The 15,505-nt window shown below is 53.7% G+C and carries 16 protein-coding genes; 14 read left to right on the top strand and 2 right to left on the bottom strand.

Annotated features, from left to right (window positions below):
• The first annotated feature begins 21 nt into the window (after positions 1-21).
• The 7 genes from KNP83_RS07690 to KNP83_RS07660 all read left to right on the top strand — a co-directional run bounded on the left by KNP83_RS07690 (position 22) and on the right by KNP83_RS07660 (position 6,798).
• Positions 22-1,044 carry a YpbB family protein gene (locus KNP83_RS07690; RefSeq protein ID WP_251139282.1) on the top strand — a complete coding sequence of 341 codons (1,023 nt, stop codon included), beginning with the start codon at positions 22-24 and terminating at the stop codon, positions 1,042-1,044.
• Positions 1,028-2,455, top strand: coding sequence for a RecQ family ATP-dependent DNA helicase (locus tag KNP83_RS07685; RefSeq protein ID WP_214761983.1), 1,428 nt, complete (start codon positions 1,028-1,030; stop codon positions 2,453-2,455). Before KNP83_RS07690 ends, KNP83_RS07685 begins: the two co-directional genes overlap by 17 nt.
• A 41-nt stretch (positions 2,456-2,496) precedes the next feature.
• On the top strand, positions 2,497-2,700 hold the full coding sequence (locus tag KNP83_RS07680) for a hypothetical protein (RefSeq protein WP_214719577.1): 204 nt from the start codon (positions 2,497-2,499) through the stop codon (positions 2,698-2,700).
• A gap of 164 nt (positions 2,701-2,864) precedes the next feature.
• A complete protein-coding gene (locus tag KNP83_RS07675; RefSeq protein ID WP_214761982.1) occupies positions 2,865-3,722 on the top strand; it encodes a MerR family transcriptional regulator in 858 nt (285 codons plus the stop codon).
• A 61-nt stretch (positions 3,723-3,783) separates the two neighbouring features.
• Positions 3,784-4,365, top strand: coding sequence for an adaptor protein MecA (locus tag KNP83_RS07670; protein ID WP_214761981.1), 582 nt, complete (start codon positions 3,784-3,786; stop codon positions 4,363-4,365).
• 96 nt (positions 4,366-4,461) lie between these two features.
• The gene (locus tag KNP83_RS07665) at positions 4,462-5,379 is read left to right on the top strand and encodes a D-alanine--D-alanine ligase (RefSeq protein WP_214761980.1); all 918 of its coding nucleotides are present in this window, start codon (positions 4,462-4,464) and stop codon (positions 5,377-5,379) included.
• A 150-nt stretch (positions 5,380-5,529) separates the two neighbouring features.
• Positions 5,530-6,798 (top strand): Glu/Leu/Phe/Val family dehydrogenase, encoded by a 1,269-nt coding sequence (locus tag KNP83_RS07660; protein ID WP_021067184.1) that lies wholly within the window; start codon positions 5,530-5,532, stop codon positions 6,796-6,798.
• 52 nt (positions 6,799-6,850) lie between these two features.
• Here KNP83_RS07660 and KNP83_RS07655 read toward each other — a convergent pair whose 3' ends face one another.
• Both KNP83_RS07655 and KNP83_RS07650 read right to left on the bottom strand, forming a co-directional pair.
• Entirely contained in the window at positions 6,851-7,858 is a 1,008-nt protein-coding gene (locus KNP83_RS07655) for a YpdA family putative bacillithiol disulfide reductase (RefSeq protein ID WP_214762392.1), read from the bottom strand.
• Between the two features lie 36 nt (positions 7,859-7,894).
• Entirely contained in the window at positions 7,895-8,866 is a 972-nt protein-coding gene (locus KNP83_RS07650; RefSeq protein WP_214761979.1) for an asparaginase, read from the bottom strand.
• 107 nt (positions 8,867-8,973) lie between these two features.
• On the opposite strand from KNP83_RS07650, the gene prsW reads away from it, so the two are divergent.
• The 7 genes from prsW (at position 8,974) to KNP83_RS07615 (ending at position 15,478) form a co-directional block, all read left to right on the top strand.
• Positions 8,974-9,630, top strand: a complete 657-nt coding sequence (gene prsW / locus KNP83_RS07645) for a glutamic-type intramembrane protease PrsW (protein WP_214761978.1) — start codon at positions 8,974-8,976, stop codon at positions 9,628-9,630.
• A 19-nt stretch (positions 9,631-9,649) separates the two neighbouring features.
• Positions 9,650-10,315, top strand: coding sequence for a flagellar brake protein (locus KNP83_RS07640; protein ID WP_214761977.1), 666 nt, complete (start codon positions 9,650-9,652; stop codon positions 10,313-10,315).
• A 74-nt stretch (positions 10,316-10,389) separates the two neighbouring features.
• Positions 10,390-11,067 carry a (d)CMP kinase gene (gene cmk, locus KNP83_RS07635; protein WP_214762391.1) on the top strand — a complete coding sequence of 226 codons (678 nt, stop codon included), beginning with the start codon at positions 10,390-10,392 and terminating at the stop codon, positions 11,065-11,067.
• Positions 11,064-11,687, top strand: coding sequence for a lysophospholipid acyltransferase family protein (locus KNP83_RS07630; RefSeq protein ID WP_214761976.1), 624 nt, complete (start codon positions 11,064-11,066; stop codon positions 11,685-11,687). The genes cmk and KNP83_RS07630 overlap by 4 nt, the downstream gene beginning before the upstream one ends.
• 140 nt (positions 11,688-11,827) lie before the next feature.
• Positions 11,828-12,976 (top strand): 30S ribosomal protein S1, encoded by a 1,149-nt coding sequence (rpsA, locus tag KNP83_RS07625; RefSeq protein ID WP_214761975.1) that lies wholly within the window; start codon positions 11,828-11,830, stop codon positions 12,974-12,976.
• Positions 12,977-13,106: 130 nt separating this feature from the next.
• Positions 13,107-14,417, top strand: a complete 1,311-nt coding sequence (der, locus tag KNP83_RS07620) for a ribosome biogenesis GTPase Der (protein WP_214752188.1) — start codon at positions 13,107-13,109, stop codon at positions 14,415-14,417.
• A 17-nt stretch (positions 14,418-14,434) separates the two neighbouring features.
• Positions 14,435-15,478: an NAD(P)H-dependent glycerol-3-phosphate dehydrogenase gene (locus KNP83_RS07615; RefSeq protein ID WP_214761974.1), complete on the top strand. Its 1,044-nt coding sequence runs from the start codon at positions 14,435-14,437 to the stop codon at positions 15,476-15,478.
• Positions 15,479-15,505: the final 27 nt, after the last annotated feature.

Below are 15,505 nucleotides of genomic sequence, written 5' to 3'. Positions count from 1 at the left end.
TTTTAACAAGGAGGTGGAACGATGGTTCATTTAGCGGACGGGGTATTGTTGTTATCCATCCAACGCTTAAAAGGGGAACGCAGCGAGCGCAGTTTGTTTCATGTATTGAACGGTAAACGATCGGCGACGACGCTGCAAGATGCCTTTTTTTATGATTTGGAACCGATTTTTGGCTTGTTCCCCTACACGAAGTATGACTATGAGAAATTGCTCGCCTCGTTCGAGAAGCGAGGCTGGCTCAACCGCTCGAGTTTCACCTTGACCGAAGCCGGGGCGATGCTCGCTTCGCCCGAGGCCGTCAGCGACTTGTTCGACCGTCTCGGCGGCGAGTATCGGGATTATACGACGATGACTTGGAAACGGCTCAGCCTGTTCGTGCAGACGTTCATGTCGCGCGAGCATGAGCGAACGTTTTATCCGGTCCAGGCCGACCGTTTGGCCGAACGTTGGGTCAAGCAAATCGTGCGGACCGAGCGCGACTGGCGACCGTTGATTCAAAGTTTCCACCACGAGCTCGAGACGGCGCTTGAAGAGATTGGCGACCCGTATGCGACCGCCGTTGTTTACCGGTTCACGGGAGCGTTCGAGACCGGGTATACGTATGAGCAAATCGCGGCCCTTCTCGACGTCGACGCCCGGACGGCCCGGCTCTACTTCTTGGCCGGGTGGAATGCGCTCCTCTGGAAACTGCCACGCGATGCGAAACTGTTAGGATTCGCCCACGGTTTATCGAGCGATCGGATGACGTTGTCGGCGCAGGGCTCGTATGAACAGTTCTTGGCCGGCCGCTCGTTCCAACAAGTCCAGTCACAGCGGCGGTTACGTACCAGCACGATTGAGGATCACGTCGTCGAGATGGCGATGTACTTGGACGAATTCCCGCTCGATCAATTCGTCCCGCTCGAGCAAATTCAGCAAGTCGAGCAGTTGCGTGACGAGTCGAGCTGGGCGCTCAAACCGATTTTTGAACAAGTCGACGGAATCAGTTATTATCAAATCCGATTGGTGTTCGCACGATTGAAACGAGGTGAGACATTTGTTTGAGAAGACGTTGAAGCGGGTGTTCGGCTATGACAGTTTCCGTCCGGGGCAGCGCGAAGTGATCGATGCGGTCGCCGACGGGCAGGACGTGCTCGCCATCATGCCGACCGGGGCCGGCAAGTCATTGACGTTCCAACTCCCGTCCTATATCAAGAACGACGGGTTGACGATCATCGTCTCGCCGCTCTTGTCCCTGATCGAGGATCAGATGCTTCATATCCGTGAGCGCGGCGAACGCGGGGTCGCTCGATTGACATCGATGGAGACGCTCGAAGAGAAACAAGAGATTTTAAATCATTTGAAACGCTACCGCTTCTTGTATTTGTCGCCGGAGCAACTTGCCGTGCCGCACGTGACACGGGCGCTAGCGCGCACCAAAATCCAAATGCTCGTCGTCGACGAGGCGCACTGTATCTCGCAGTGGGGTCATGAGTTCCGGCCGGAATATGCACGTCTCGGTGAACTGCGCAAACAGCTTGGCAGTCCGCAATGTATGGCCGTCACGGCGACCGCACCGGAGACGGTGAAACGAGACATTGTCGAGAAACTGGCGCTCTTCTCGCCAGCACAGTTCGTCCATTCGGCGAACCGTCCCGAGATTCGCCTTATCGTGGAACGTCTCGGGTCAGAAGATAAGATGCGCCGTCTGAGCGAACTCGTCCACGACGTGCCAAAACCGGCCGTCATCTATACGGCGACGCGACGTGAGGCCGAAGCGCTCGCCCTTCATCTCGATGACGCCTTGTTTTATCACGGCGGTATGTCGACCGAGGACCGGCGCCTCGTACAGTCGCAATTTTTAGGTGATGAAGTCGCAATCATGGTGTGCACGAGTGCGTTCGGGATGGGTGTCAATAAAGATAACGTCCGTTCCGTCATCCATTATCAAATCCCGGCCACGCTTGAGGCGTACATGCAAGAGATTGGTCGCGCTGGCCGTGACGGAGAGCCGGCTTTCGCCGTCTTGTTATACGCCGATGGGGATGAGCGGATTCAACAATTCTTAATTGACCAGCAATATCCGAAAGACAAAGATATCCGACTCGCCTATTTTGAACGGGACAATGGCACGAGCCTGGCCCAATTGCCGCGCTTGTTGCGGTTGAACGAGGAAGACCCGGTTTGGGGATTGCTGAATCAGATGCTTGCCGAGCGGACGCTTGCCGAGGCGGTGGATTGGGTAAAAGATAGAAAGCGGGCCCGGTATCGTCAACTGGGGCAGATGATGGACTACGCCCTCATCAAGACGTGCCGGCGCGATTATTTGTTGAATTATTTCTCGGAGCAGCCGGTCAAGCAGAGCGATTGTTGTGATGTCTGCGGTGAAATCGACTTCCCGCCGTCGGAACAACTTGTGTCTAAAAATGTGACAGATTGGAAACATCGGTTGGCTCGTATCTTTTCCTTTGATTGATATCATAGTAAAATGATAAAAAAGGTAAAGGAGGGCACACGTTGCGACATCGGAACCAAGCGGACTCACTTCGTGAACAAGTGGTGGACACGTTGCCATCTCGCGCTGAACGGCAAGAGCATGAGCGAAAAGAGAAATTGAACGACAATTGGCTGAAGCGACCGCTCGCCATGATGCTGACATTGACGATGTTTGCCATTATTCTTGTATTTTTATATATAGGTCGTCACGACATCTTTTTCTAAACAATACGACGCGAACGTCGTATTTTTTTTATGAATAGGTTCATGGACTTGTGAATATGCACAATCTCACCAATTTCTCACAAGATTTGCACAATAAAACAGGTAAAGCCGTACAGATGGGTCTATACTGATAGAGAAGAACTAGTAGGAAAGGAGGGGCTGCTGTGCCGAAGTACTCTATCAAGACGGTCGCGTCACTCACCGGAGTCAACCCGACCACAATCCGAGCGTGGGAACGACGCTATCAATTCATCGTTCCGAGCCGGACCGATTCGGGTCATCGATTGTATTCCGACCAAGACGTCGAGAAGATCAAATGGGTCGTCGAAAAACAACGGGAAGGATTGACCGTGTCCCAAGCGATTCATCAGCTACATGAAGCCCCGAAGCCGAAGCCTGCCCGCCTGTATGACGAGGAGCTGATGGACGGGTTGCTCGAGGCATTACTTTCATTTGATGAACGTAAGGCGCACGATTTGATTAATCGTGCCTTTAATACGTTTAGTTTTGAAAAGGTTACGAAAGATATCATCGGTCCGTTATTGATGGAAATCGGGACACGTTGGGAGAACGGGACGATTACGATCGCGCACGAACATTTTGCGACGGCCTTTTTGCGTGCCCGCCTATCGACGCTCTCGCTCCAAATGCCGATGAATCCTTTTTTGCCGCGCATCATTTGTGTCTGTGCCCCAGGCGAGATGCACGAGATTGGGCTCTTGTTTGTGACGCTATACTTGCGTCAATATGGTTATGACGTGATTTTCCTCGGCGCGGGATTCCCGAAAGAGGATTTGAACGAGGCATTGCACGATATCGATGCCAAATGCCTGATTTTCTCATGTACGTTGACGGAACACCTCGATGGTCTGAAAGACGCGATGCGGTTCATTCAAGCCGACCACCCGAACCTCGTCATCGGGGCCGGTGGTTATGCGGTCAGTTTGAACGCGTCCGAGTTCGGATCGGCCTTCCTCGGGGATACGCCCGAAGCATGGACCGAGTGGTTGTCAACTATTTGACAGCTCGCTCAAACGGGAGTAGCTTATAAAGTAGGATCGATTATTCTTTGGAGGTTTTCGTTTGAGATTTGAAAAACAAACAAAAGAACATTTAAGGGTATATTTGACCGCGAGCGACCTGTCCACCCGAGGTATCGCCATCGATACTATCGTGGGGGAGAGCGGTCAAGACCTGTGGCGGGAATTGCTCGAGACGGCGGAAGCGGAGTTTGGCTTCATGCCGCAAGGGACCGTCGACTTGAACGTGACGATGTTTCCCCGTGACGGGCTCGTCATCGACGTTCAGAAAGTCGATGCGCCCGTACCGGAATCGGATCAAGAACAAGTCGAGATTCGGCTCACCATCGATGTGATTCATCATTTGATTTATCAATTTGACGATATCGAGGACGTCATCAACGCCTCGATTCGCTTGTTCCCGCATATGCGAGACACCGAGCAGGGCGGGGCGTTCTATCATTATGAGGGAAAGTACTACCTGCATTTTGTCGAGGTGCTCAAACCGGACGTGGAAGAGCGTCTGGCCGCCATCTTGTCGGAGTACGGTCGGACGACGACCGTCAGCCCGTACGTCATGATGGAGTACGGCAAGACGATTCAAACTGAACAGGCCGTGAAACAGCTGTACGATACGTTCGCGTAAGTACGGCTTTTTTACTGTTCTGTTTCTATTGTTTTCGGCCGACACATGGTATGATAAAACTTGAACTTTGGAGTAGCTAGCTGAAGGAGAGATTGGATGAAAGTCGCGGTATTATATGGTGGTGTATCAGGTGAGCGTGAAGTGTCGCTCACGAGTGGTAAAGGAATGATTGAAGCGCTCAAAGAACGAGGTCACGACGTCGTGGCCATTGATTTTCACCCGGAGCGGGCCGATGAGCTGTTGACGCTTCAAGCCGACGTCGTCGTCAGCGCCTTGCATGGCAAATACGGTGAAGACGGACGCGTGCAGTCACTCTTGGAGATGGCAGGCTTGCCGTATACAGGTTCGGGTGTGTTGGCGTCCGCGCTCGCGATGGACAAAGCCCGTGCGAAGATCATCTTCGCCGCTGCCGGCATTCGGATCGCTCGTGACGTCCTCATCGAGACAGGGGACGACATCGACGCGAAAATCGTTGAGTGGGGCGATGAATTCCCATGTGTCGTCAAACCGGCCCAAGAAGGCTCTTCGAACGGATTGACGATCGCGATGGATGAGACGATGCTCCGTGAAGGGATCGACAAAGCGTTCGCATGCGATACGGCCGTCTTGGTCGAACAATATATCAAAGGCCGTGAATTGACGGTCCCTGTACTCGGGAACCATGGTGCTGAAGCCGCGCTCCCGGTCATCGAGATTATCCCGAAAAACGAGTTTTATGACTATGAGTCGAAGTATTCAGAAGGTGGATCGATTCACGTCTGTCCGGCCGAGTTGCCGGCTGCTTTGACGGAAGAGGTTCAAGCGGCCGCAGTTCAAGCGCACCGTGCGCTCGGCTGCAGCGGATACTCCCGCTCGGACTTCCTCGTGTCAGAGGACGGACTCGCCTATGTTTTAGAGACGAACACACTGCCTGGCATGACACCGCTCAGCCTGTTCCCGGACAGCGCCCGCGCCGTCGGGATCTCGTACGGTGAACTGTTGGAGCGATTCATCGCACTCGCGCTTGAAAAGTAAGAAGGGGCACCCCCTTCTTTTTTCATTTTAGAAAACGCTTTCATTATTTTTGTAAAAGCCTTTCAAATTGGGCGCGTATCAGATATACTTTTAAACGAATACGAGGTTGATTCTTGGGGGAGAATCGACAATTTAGGGGAGGAAACCTTCATGATTACGGATCAAGAAAAAGGTCATCAAAAACGAAAAAACATCCTTGAATCGACACAAGAAGTGATACACGAGGCGCTCGATAAACTCGGGTATCCAGAAGAGATGTACGAGCTCTTGAAAGAGCCGCTTCGGATGTTGACCGTCCGCATCCCGGTACGGATGGATGATGGATCGACCAAGATTTTCACAGGATATCGTGCGCAACATAACGATGCCGTCGGACCGACAAAAGGTGGAATCCGATTCCACCCGAGCGTGACCGAGGTCGAAGTGAAGGCGTTGTCGGTCTGGATGAGCTTGAAAGCCGGCATCGTCGACTTACCATATGGCGGCGGTAAAGGTGGAATCGTCTGTGATCCGCGTGAGATGAGTTTCCGTGAGATTGAGCGGTTGAGCCGTGGTTATGTTCGGGCCATCAGTCAAATCGTCGGACCGACGAAAGACATCCCGGCACCGGACGTGTTCACGAACTCGCAAATCATGGCATGGATGATGGACGAGTATAGCCGCATCGATGAATTCAACTCACCAGGATTCATCACCGGGAAACCGCTCGTGCTCGGTGGCTCGCACGGTCGCGAGACGGCGACGGCAAAAGGTGTCGCCATCATGATTCGAGAAGCGGCGCTCCGTCGCGGAATCGAGTTGAAAGGCGCTCGCGTCGTCGTCCAAGGGTTCGGCAACGCGGGTAGCTTCCTGTCGAAGTTCATGCATGACGCCGGTGCGAAAGTCATCGCCGTCAGCGATGCGTATGGAGCCATCCATGACGAGAACGGACTCGACATCCCGTATCTGCTCGACCGTCGTGACTCGTTCGGGACGATCTCGACGTTGTTCAAGAACACCATCTCGAACAAAGAGATGCTCGAACTTGACTGCGACATCTTGGTCCCGGCCGCGATCGAGAATCAAATCACCGAGGATAACGCCGACAACATCAAGGCGTCCATCGTTGTCGAAGCCGCGAACGGACCGACGACAAACGAGGCGACCCGCATCTTGACGGAACGCGGCATCCTGCTCGTCCCGGACGTGCTCGCTTCAAGCGGCGGGGTGACGGTGTCCTACTTCGAGTGGGTTCAAAACAATCAAGGGTACTATTGGACTGAAGAGGAAGTGGAAGAGAAGCTTGAGAAAGTGCTCGTCCATTCGTTCAATACCGTATACAATACCTCGTCGGCCCGTAAGGTCGACATGCGTCTCGCCGCCTATATGGTCGGCGTGCGCAAGATGGCAGAAGCGTCGCGCTTCCGCGGTTGGGTATAATACCATACGAAAGGGAGGACCTGGCATCAGGTCCTCCCTTTTTCGATGTCGATTATGACGTCACGCCGTTGCGTTCCCGAAGCGTCTCGGCGATAGCTTGGCCGTGGAAGCGGCCGTTCTCGATAAAGATTTTGTTGGCGTCATTCCCGGCCGCGACGACACCGGCGATGAATAGGCCATCGACGTTCGTTTCATACGTCGCTTCGTCAAATGCCGGCACACCGGTCTCTTCGTCGATGTGCACCCCGGCGTTGGCGAACAGGCCATGGTCGGGCAAGTAACCAGTCATGGCGAGGACGTGATCGGACTCAAGCCGCAGTTCTTCGCCATGTTGGCGATAGACGACGTAATGCGGTTCGATGCGGACGATTTCCGCTTCGAGTTCGAGCCGCACTTTGTCATGACGGACGAGCGAGTCGAACGTCGGTAACACCCACGGCTTCACGGAAGGACTGTAGCCGTCCCCGCGATAGAGCACGGTGACGTGGGCCCCGGCCTTCTCGAGCTCGATGGCCGCATCGACGGCGGAGTTCTTCCCGCCGATGACCGTGACGCGTTGCCGATAGAACGGATGCGCCTCTTTGAAATAGTGGGCGACGTGCGGCAACTCTTCACCGGGCACGTCGAGTCGACGGGGACGACCGTAATAGCCCGTCGCCAAGATGACGTAGTCGGCCTGACGCTCTTTGGCGCCGTCCCGGTCGTGTCGTGACGTCACGACGAAACCGGTCTCGGTCCGCTCGACCGCTTCGACCGTCTCGAACGGATGGACATCGAGCCCGGTCCGGCTGACGACTTCCCGATAATAGACGAGCGCGTCTTGACGCCGTGGTTTCAAATCTTTACAGATGAACGGGATGTTCCCGATTTCAAGCAAGTTGGCAGACGAGAAAAACGTCTGATGGGTCGGATACCGATAGATGGCATCGACGATATTGCCGCGCTCGATAATCGTGCACGAGATGCCGATGCGTTCCAATTCAATCGCAGCCGACAGCCCGCACGGTCCGGCGCCGACGACGATAGCGTGTTTATTCAATGAAATCACCTCATCCCTCATTGTATGGAAGGACGAATCGGTTGGCAAGTCACCAACTCATTGTTGGAAACTGAAGCTGTGCTCCATGACCGCTTGTGACGACCCGGCCTCGAGTTCGACGAGGAGCCGCAATCTCGCTTTTTGTGAGTTCAAGCCGTTCGAGAAGATGATGCCCATCTCTTTCAATTGCTGGCCGCCGCCGACGTAGCCGTACACGTCTTGGACGATGCCGTTGAAGCAGCGGCTGACGATGACGACCGGCATACGTTCGACGAGCAGCTCGAGCGCGGGGACGATTGATGGCGGAACGTTCCCTTGACCGAGCACCTCGAGGACGAGCCCGTCGTAACCGAGCGAGAGCACGGCCTCAATCAAATCCGGGTCCATCCCGGCGACGACTTTCAGCACGGCGACCCGTTTCGTGATCGTTGAAATCATCTTCGGTTGTTTCGTCGTCGGCTGGCTGTAGATGAGGACATGGTCTTTCGTCACCATGCCGACGTTCCCGAAGTGGACCGATTTGAACGTGTCGACGGAAGACGTATGCGTCTTCGTGACGTTGAAGGCGGAATGAATCTCGCCGTTGAAGACGACGAGCACGCCTTTGCCGCGTGCGACATCGCTCTGGGCGACCCGAAGCGCCGTGATGAGATTGAACTCGCCGTCGGAGCCGACCTCGTTCGACGAGCGCATCGCCCCGGTCAAGACGATCGGGACCGGAGCGCCGAGCGTGATTTGAAGGAAATAGGCCGTTTCTTCGAGCGTGTCGGTCCCGTGGGTGATGACGACCCCGTCGTACGTGTCTTGTGTCAGCTGTTGATTGATGAACTGGGCGAGCTCGAGCATTTTTTCAGGCGTCATGTGCGGGGATGGGATGTTTGAGAAGTGTTTCGTCGTGATGTTGGCGATATCCGTCGCTTTTGGCAACGTCGCATCGATCGGATTGACCTCGCTCGGCATGACGTGTCCCGACCCCGATTGGGACATGGCGATTGTGCCGCCGGTGTGGATGAGTAATAAATGATTCATAACAGACCTCCAACTTTTTTATTCGTTTCTTCCAATTTCTAGGCGTGCCCTACTTTTTCTTTCCTCTATTTCAGTGTATGCTTAACGTGAGAAAGGAGAGATGCATCATGATTGCAATCGCCTTGTCTGCGGTTGCGCCAGGGTTCGCCCTTCTTTCCTACTTCTATCTCCGACATGAACTAGAAGCGGAACCGCTCGGCTATGTGATCCGGTCGTTCGTCGCCGGGGCCATTCTCGTCTTTCCGATCATGTTCGTCCAGTATGCGTTCGTGGAAGAAGGGGTGCTCGTGGGCCCGTTTTGGAAGGCGTTCGTGGCCACCGCGCTATTAGAAGAATTTTTTAAATGGTTCATGATTTATTATACAATATACATACATAAAGTCTTTGATGATTACTACGACGGGATTCTCTATGCGGTCGCCTGTTCACTCGGCTTTGCCACGTTAGAGAATTTTCTATATTTATGGGTGTACGACTCAATCGAGATTGCCATCTGGCGCGCCGTGCTACCGGTGAGCGGCCACGCGCTGTTCGCCGTCGTCATGGGGTTTTGTCTCGGCCGGGCCAAACATTCCGTCCACGAGCGGTTTTGGCTATTCACCGCTGTCATGGCGGCCACGCTGTTGCATGGCATGTTCGACTACATCTTGCTCGTCGAACCGATGAACAAAGTACCGGCTGTTGTCTATATCGTCGTCTTATGGATGGTCGCTTTATTGCTCGTCCGCACCGCTAATCGCTCCAATCATCGCCAATATAAATAGAATAAAGGGGAATCGTTTCATGTTAAAAGTAGGTCAAGAGTTACGGGTGGAAGTCGAAGGGAGAAAAGAAGGAAAGACGAAAATCGCAGCCATTAACGATCAAGTCGTCTGGATCGAGGCCCCAAGTGAAACGGATACGTTAAAGACGTTCTTCTTGCACGAAGACGAATCGATGCGCGTCTATTTCTTCAAAGGAGAAGAGCAACTGTACGCCTTCGACACCGTCATATCGAGACGGGTGAGTGACGCCCAGTTGACGCTTCGTTACGCATTCCCGGTGCCGGATGAGAAGAAAATCAAACGTGTCCAGCGCCGTGAGTATTTACGGGTACCGGAGATGATTCACGTGACCGTGTCCGCGGAAGACGGTCAAGCGTTCCCGTCGTTCGAGTCGACGTCACTCGACGTCTCGGCCGGGGGCATGCGCATCATCGCCAATCGGGCCCCGGTCGCCGTCGACGAGGCAATCATCGTCTCATTCCATATCGATGACGACCGCGGGATTCCACAAACGTTCCGCGTCAAGAGTCGGCTCGTCCGCATTCACGAACAGACGACGAAACAAGAATTGTCACTTCGTTTCGAAGAGTTATCACACCGGGACCAAGAGACGATTTTACGTTATTGCTTCCGGGCCCAGCTCGAAGCAAGGAAACGCACGGGCTCTGTATTTTCTTCACGTTAAAAAACTGGTATGATGTTCTCGGAACAAATGACCGAGAGGAGGCGGGTATCGGGATGAGCCGGTACCCAATTTTTATGAATAAACCTTTACAGATTGCATTAGATGGACCGGCCGGAGCCGGGAAGAGCACGATCGCGAAAACACTCGCCAAAAAATTAGGATACGTCTACATCGATACGGGCGCGATTTATCGCGCCGTGACGTATCGTGCCCTCAAAGACGGGGTCGGTCTTGAAGATGGACCGAAACTCGCCGAGATGATTGCTCATATGGACTTGCGGCTCGTCCCGTCCGAGAACGGCCAACGCGTGTTCGATGGCGCTGACGAAGTGACCGACGTCATCCGGACGAGCGAAGTGACGAACAACGTCAGTTTCGTCGCGCGCCAACCGGAAGTGCGAGATGCCCTCATGGATTTACAGCGTGACCTCGCTAGCGAGGGTGGCATCGTCATGGATGGCCGCGATATCGGCACCCACGTCCTGCCGTCCGCCGATTTGAAAGTGTTCATGACGGCGACGGTCGAAGAACGGGCCCGCCGTCGCCACGAGGAGAACGTAGCGAAAGGGTTGCCGAGCGACCTGGAACAATTACAGCTCGAGATCGCCTTGCGCGACAAACGCGATTCGGAGCGTGAGGTCGCGCCGCTTCGTCAAGCCGACGATGCGCATTATCTCGATACGACCGAGCTGTCGATTGACGGCGTCGTCGAGGCGATCGAGCATTTGATGAAGCAGGTGATTGAACGATGAAACCGCTCAACAATGGACCGTTCGGTATGTATCGACTAGCGGTAGCTGTCGTCAATATCATCCGCAGACTGAGCTTCCGTGTCGAGTATATCGGGCGCGACAACGTCCCGCTCGACGGGTCGATGATCGTCTGTTCGAACCATCAATCGAACTGGGACCCGGTCATGCTCGCCGGCGCGATGCCGAAACAGCGGCAGCTCCGTTTCTTCGCGAAAAAAGAGTTGTTTGACGTCCCAGTGTTGAAACACATCTTGAATCGGGCCGGACAGATTCCTGTGTCACGCGGAGAAGGGGACCGACAGGCGCTCCGCGTCGTCTTGCAAAAGTTGAAGGAAGACGAGGTGATCTCGATTTTCCCTGAAGGTACGCGGTCGAAAGACGGTACGCTCGGCAAGGCCCAAGCCGGCGTCGGGTTCTTCGCGCTCCGTTCGGACGCGTCGGTACTCCCGGTAGCGATCATCGGAACGTACAAGTTCCGCTCGAAGCTGAAAGTCGTCATCGGGCCACCGATCGACATGAGCGGTTTGAAAGCGGACAAGGCGAGCGCTCAAGTTGCGGCCGACTTGATCATGAAGACGATTGGTGACTTGTACATGCAGCATTCACGGAACGTTCGTTAATTTCAGGTTTAATCTCGCGCCAGGAGAGGAACTAACCTGATAACACCTTGACAAATCTTTCGAATTATAAGAAGTTTATACTAGGTGTAAGCGCCTCAGGGCGCTCCTTTTTGTACTCATCGTGAGGGGGTAGTGTTGGAATGGTCGAAGAAATGAAAGATATGCCTGATTTTGAAATCAATCGAGGTCAAATTGTGACCGGTACTGTCGTCAAAATCGAGGACAAGCAAGCGTTGATCGATATCGGTTATAAAACCGAGGCAATTTTACCAATCAGCGAAGTATCAAGCATGCATTTAGACGATTTAAACGAATCACTCCATGTTAACGACGAAATCCGTGTCAAAGTGAAAAAGGTCACGGACGAAGAGGTGGTCGTTTCGAAGAAAGACGTGGATGCCGAGGCAGCTTGGGATCAAATCGTCGAGAAATTCGAATCCGGCGAAGTGTTTGAAGTCATGGTAAAAGACAAGGTCAAAGGTGGTCTTGTCGTTGACATAGGCATCCGTGGATTTATCCCGGCTTCGCTCGTAGAGAACCATTTCGTCGAAGACTTCTCATCCTACTTGAATAAACCGATTACGGTTAAAGTCGTCGAGATTGACCGCGAGAAAAATCGGGTCATCTTGTCGCATAAAGCGGTTGCCGAAGCAGAAATGAGTGCCAAGAAAGCGGAGACGCTCGAATCGCTCGAAGTCGGTCAAATCATCGAAGGGACGGTTCAACGTCTCACAGATTTCGGTGCATTCGTCGATATCGGCGGCGTCGATGGCCTCGTCCACATTTCGGAGATGGCGCATAGCCGAGTTGAGAAACCGAGCGATGTTGTGACTGAAGGAGACAAAGTCAAAGTGAAAGTGCTTGGACTTGACCTCGATAATGAGAAAGTGAAATTGTCGATTAAAGAGACGCAGCCTGGACCGTGGGAATCGGTGGAAGGCAAAATTCAGCCGGGCGACGTGATTGAAGGGAAAGTCAAACGTCTCGTCACGTTCGGTGCGTTCGTCGAAGTGGCGCCGCAAGTCGAAGGTTTGCTTCATATCTCGCAAATTGCGAACCGACACATCGCGACACCATCTGAAGTCTTGTCAGAAGGCCAAGAAGTAACCGTGAAAGTACTCGACGTTCATCTTGACGAGAAGAAAATCTCGTTGTCGATGCGCGCGCTCGAGTCGAGCGATTCATCACGCGGTGACGCGGATCAATCGTTGCTCGACGAGTATAGTGACCAAGGAGGTTTCTCTGTCTCTGAATTGACAGGGGACGAGACCTCGGACGATTCTAAATAAGACGATCGTTCAAGCGGGAGCCAGACTCCCGCTTCTTTTTGTATGGTCACAGAAATTCGCCTGTGATATGATAGTACAGTTGCAATTAGAAACGATAGACTTATTGAATGAAAGTTAGAGAGGTGTTTATATGGGAATTCCAGCAGTGGCCATCGTAGGCCGCCCGAATATTGGGAAATCCACGATTTTTAACCGGATTATCGGAGATCGCGTGTCGATCGTCGATGATAAGCCCGGTGTTACACGCGACCGCATTTATGGGACGGGTGAGTGGTTGAACCGTAAGTTTCATTTAATCGACACAGGCGGAATCGAGGTCGGCGATGAGCCGCTCCTCGTGCAAATGCGGCACCAGGCCGAGCTTGCAATCGATGAGGCGGACGTCATCGTCTTCATGGTGAACGGACGCGAAGGCATTACAGCAGCAGACGAAGAAGTGGCGAACTTGTTGTTCCGTTCGAACAAACCGGTCGTCCTCGCCGTCAACAAAGTCGACAATTTCGAGATGCGCGAACTCATGTATGAGTTCTATTCACTCGGTTTCGGCGACCCGTTCCCGATTTCAGGGACGCACGGTCTCGGTCTCGGAGATCTACTCGACAAAGTGCTCGACCTGGCTCCAGACAAAGACGACTATGAGTACAACGAAGAAGTCATCCAGTTCTCGCTCATCGGACGTCCAAACGTTGGGAAATCGAGCTTGACGAACGCGATTCTCGGAGAAGAACGAGTTATCGTCTCGGACATCGCGGGAACAACTCGTGATGCCATCGATACACCGTTCACACGGGATGGACAAGAATACGTCATCATCGATACGGCCGGGATGCGCAAGCGCGGGAAAGTGTACGAATCGACCGAGCGCTATAGCGTCATGCGGGCCCAAAAAGCGATTGAACGCTCGAACGTCGTTCTCGTCGTCATCGACGGTGAAGAAGGCATCATCGAGCAAGACAAACGTGTGGCCGGACTCGCTCACGAAGCAGGGAAAGCCATCGTCCTCGTCGTCAACAAATGGGACGCCGTCGACAAAGACGATAAGACGATGAAGAAAATGGAAGAGAAGATTCGTAAAGAATTCTTGTTCCTCGACTATGCACCGATCGTCTTCTTGTCGGCGCTCACGTCGAAACGGTTGCAGACGCTTCTACCGGTCATCAAAGAAGTGGCCGATTCACATCGCCGTCGCATCTCGACGAGCGTCTTGAACGACGTCATCGTCGATGCTGTCGCGATGAACCCGACACCGACGGACAAAGGACAACGACTCAAGATCAACTACGCGACGCAAGTGGCCATCGAGCCGCCGACGTTCGTGTTGTTCGTCAACGATCCAGAGTTGCTTCACTTCTCATACAAACGTTATCTAGATAACCAGATTCGCCGCGCATTTGACTTTACTGGTACACCGATTCATATCGTGGCTCGTCAGAAAAACTAGTAATGGGGGTGCCTCCTATGGCAAAAGTAGCTGTCATCGGCGCGGGGAGCTGGGGAACGGCGATTTCGCTCGTCCTCGCTGACAACGGGCATGATGTTCTGCTGTATGGACGTGAGGAAGATCACGTTCATGAAATCAACACGGCACACACGAACGCGACCTATTTGAAAGACGCACCGTTGCCGACTTCGATTCGGGCGACGACAGACTTGGCGGAAGCGGTCAAAGGCCGCTCCATCGTGTTCCTCGTCGTCCCGAGTTCGGCGATCCGTCCGGTGTCGCGTGAATTGAACGCGCTCCTTACGGAACCGACGGTCCTCGTGCATGCCGCCAAAGGAATCGAACCGAAGACGCATAAACGTCTGTCGGAGATTATTGCCGAAGAGATTGACCCGTCGAAACGTCGGGCCATCGGTGTCTTGACGGGACCGACGCATGCCGAGGAAGTGGCCGTCCGTAAATTGACGACCATCACCATCGCTTGCGAGGACTTGGACGTGGCCGATGAGATTCAAGAGTTGCTCACGAACGATCAGTTCCGGGTGTATTTGAACTCGGACGTCATCGGGGCGGAGTACGGGGGCGCGCTCAAAAACATCATCGCGCTCGCTGCAGGAATGACGGACGGGCTCGGTTATGGCGATAACGCCAAAGCGGCCCTCATGACACGCGGAATCGTCGAGATTGCCCGACTCGGGGTCAAACTCGGTGCCAACCCGGCGTCGTTCTCCGGCTTGACGGGAATCGGCGATTTGATTGTTACGGCCACGTCCCAGCATAGCCGTAACTGGCGTGCCGGGAACGCGATCGGTCGCGGTGAAAAGCTCGAAGACGTGCTCGGTCAAATGGGCATGGTCGTGGAAGGGGTGCGTGCCTGTGAAGCGGCGCATACGCTCGCTCGGGAAGCCGGTGTCGAGATGCCGATCACAGAGGCCCTCTACAACGTGTTATTCGAAGGCAAGAGCCCGCACGATGAAGTACAAAAGTTAATGAGACGCCCACAGAAGCATGAGATGGAAGAAGTGTTCCATTTTGAAGGCGACTTAGAGCAAAGGGACTGACGTTTTCGTTCAGTTCCTTTGTTTTTT

The sequence above is a fragment of the Exiguobacterium sp. s146 genome (genome assembly GCF_018618415.1).
Lineage (GTDB): Bacteria > Bacillota > Bacilli > Exiguobacteriales > Exiguobacteriaceae > Exiguobacterium.
The sequence above is the reverse complement of the archived record's forward strand: the minus strand, read 5'-3'. Positions and strand labels throughout refer to the sequence as shown.

Coding starts and splice junctions, on each gene's coding strand:
- rpsA (WP_214761975.1), top strand. CDS start 11,828: ATGGTCGAAGAAATGAAAGATATGCCTGATTTTGAAATCAATCGAGGT.
- cmk (WP_214762391.1), top strand. CDS start 10,390: ATGAATAAACCTTTACAGATTGCATTAGATGGACCGGCCGGAGCCGGG.
- prsW (WP_214761978.1), top strand. CDS start 8,974: ATGATTGCAATCGCCTTGTCTGCGGTTGCGCCAGGGTTCGCCCTTCTT.
- KNP83_RS07650 (WP_214761979.1), bottom strand. CDS start 8,866: ATGAATCATTTATTACTCATCCACACCGGCGGCACAATCGCCATGTCC.
- KNP83_RS07655 (WP_214762392.1), bottom strand. CDS start 7,858: ATGAGGGATGAGGTGATTTCATTGAATAAACACGCTATCGTCGTCGGC.
- KNP83_RS07660 (WP_021067184.1), top strand. CDS start 5,530: ATGATTACGGATCAAGAAAAAGGTCATCAAAAACGAAAAAACATCCTT.
- KNP83_RS07640 (WP_214761977.1), top strand. CDS start 9,650: ATGTTAAAAGTAGGTCAAGAGTTACGGGTGGAAGTCGAAGGGAGAAAA.
- der (WP_214752188.1), top strand. CDS start 13,107: ATGGGAATTCCAGCAGTGGCCATCGTAGGCCGCCCGAATATTGGGAAA.
- KNP83_RS07690 (WP_251139282.1), top strand. CDS start 22: ATGGTTCATTTAGCGGACGGGGTATTGTTGTTATCCATCCAACGCTTA.
- KNP83_RS07665 (WP_214761980.1), top strand. CDS start 4,462: ATGAAAGTCGCGGTATTATATGGTGGTGTATCAGGTGAGCGTGAAGTG.
- KNP83_RS07630 (WP_214761976.1), top strand. CDS start 11,064: ATGAAACCGCTCAACAATGGACCGTTCGGTATGTATCGACTAGCGGTA.
- KNP83_RS07615 (WP_214761974.1), top strand. CDS start 14,435: ATGGCAAAAGTAGCTGTCATCGGCGCGGGGAGCTGGGGAACGGCGATT.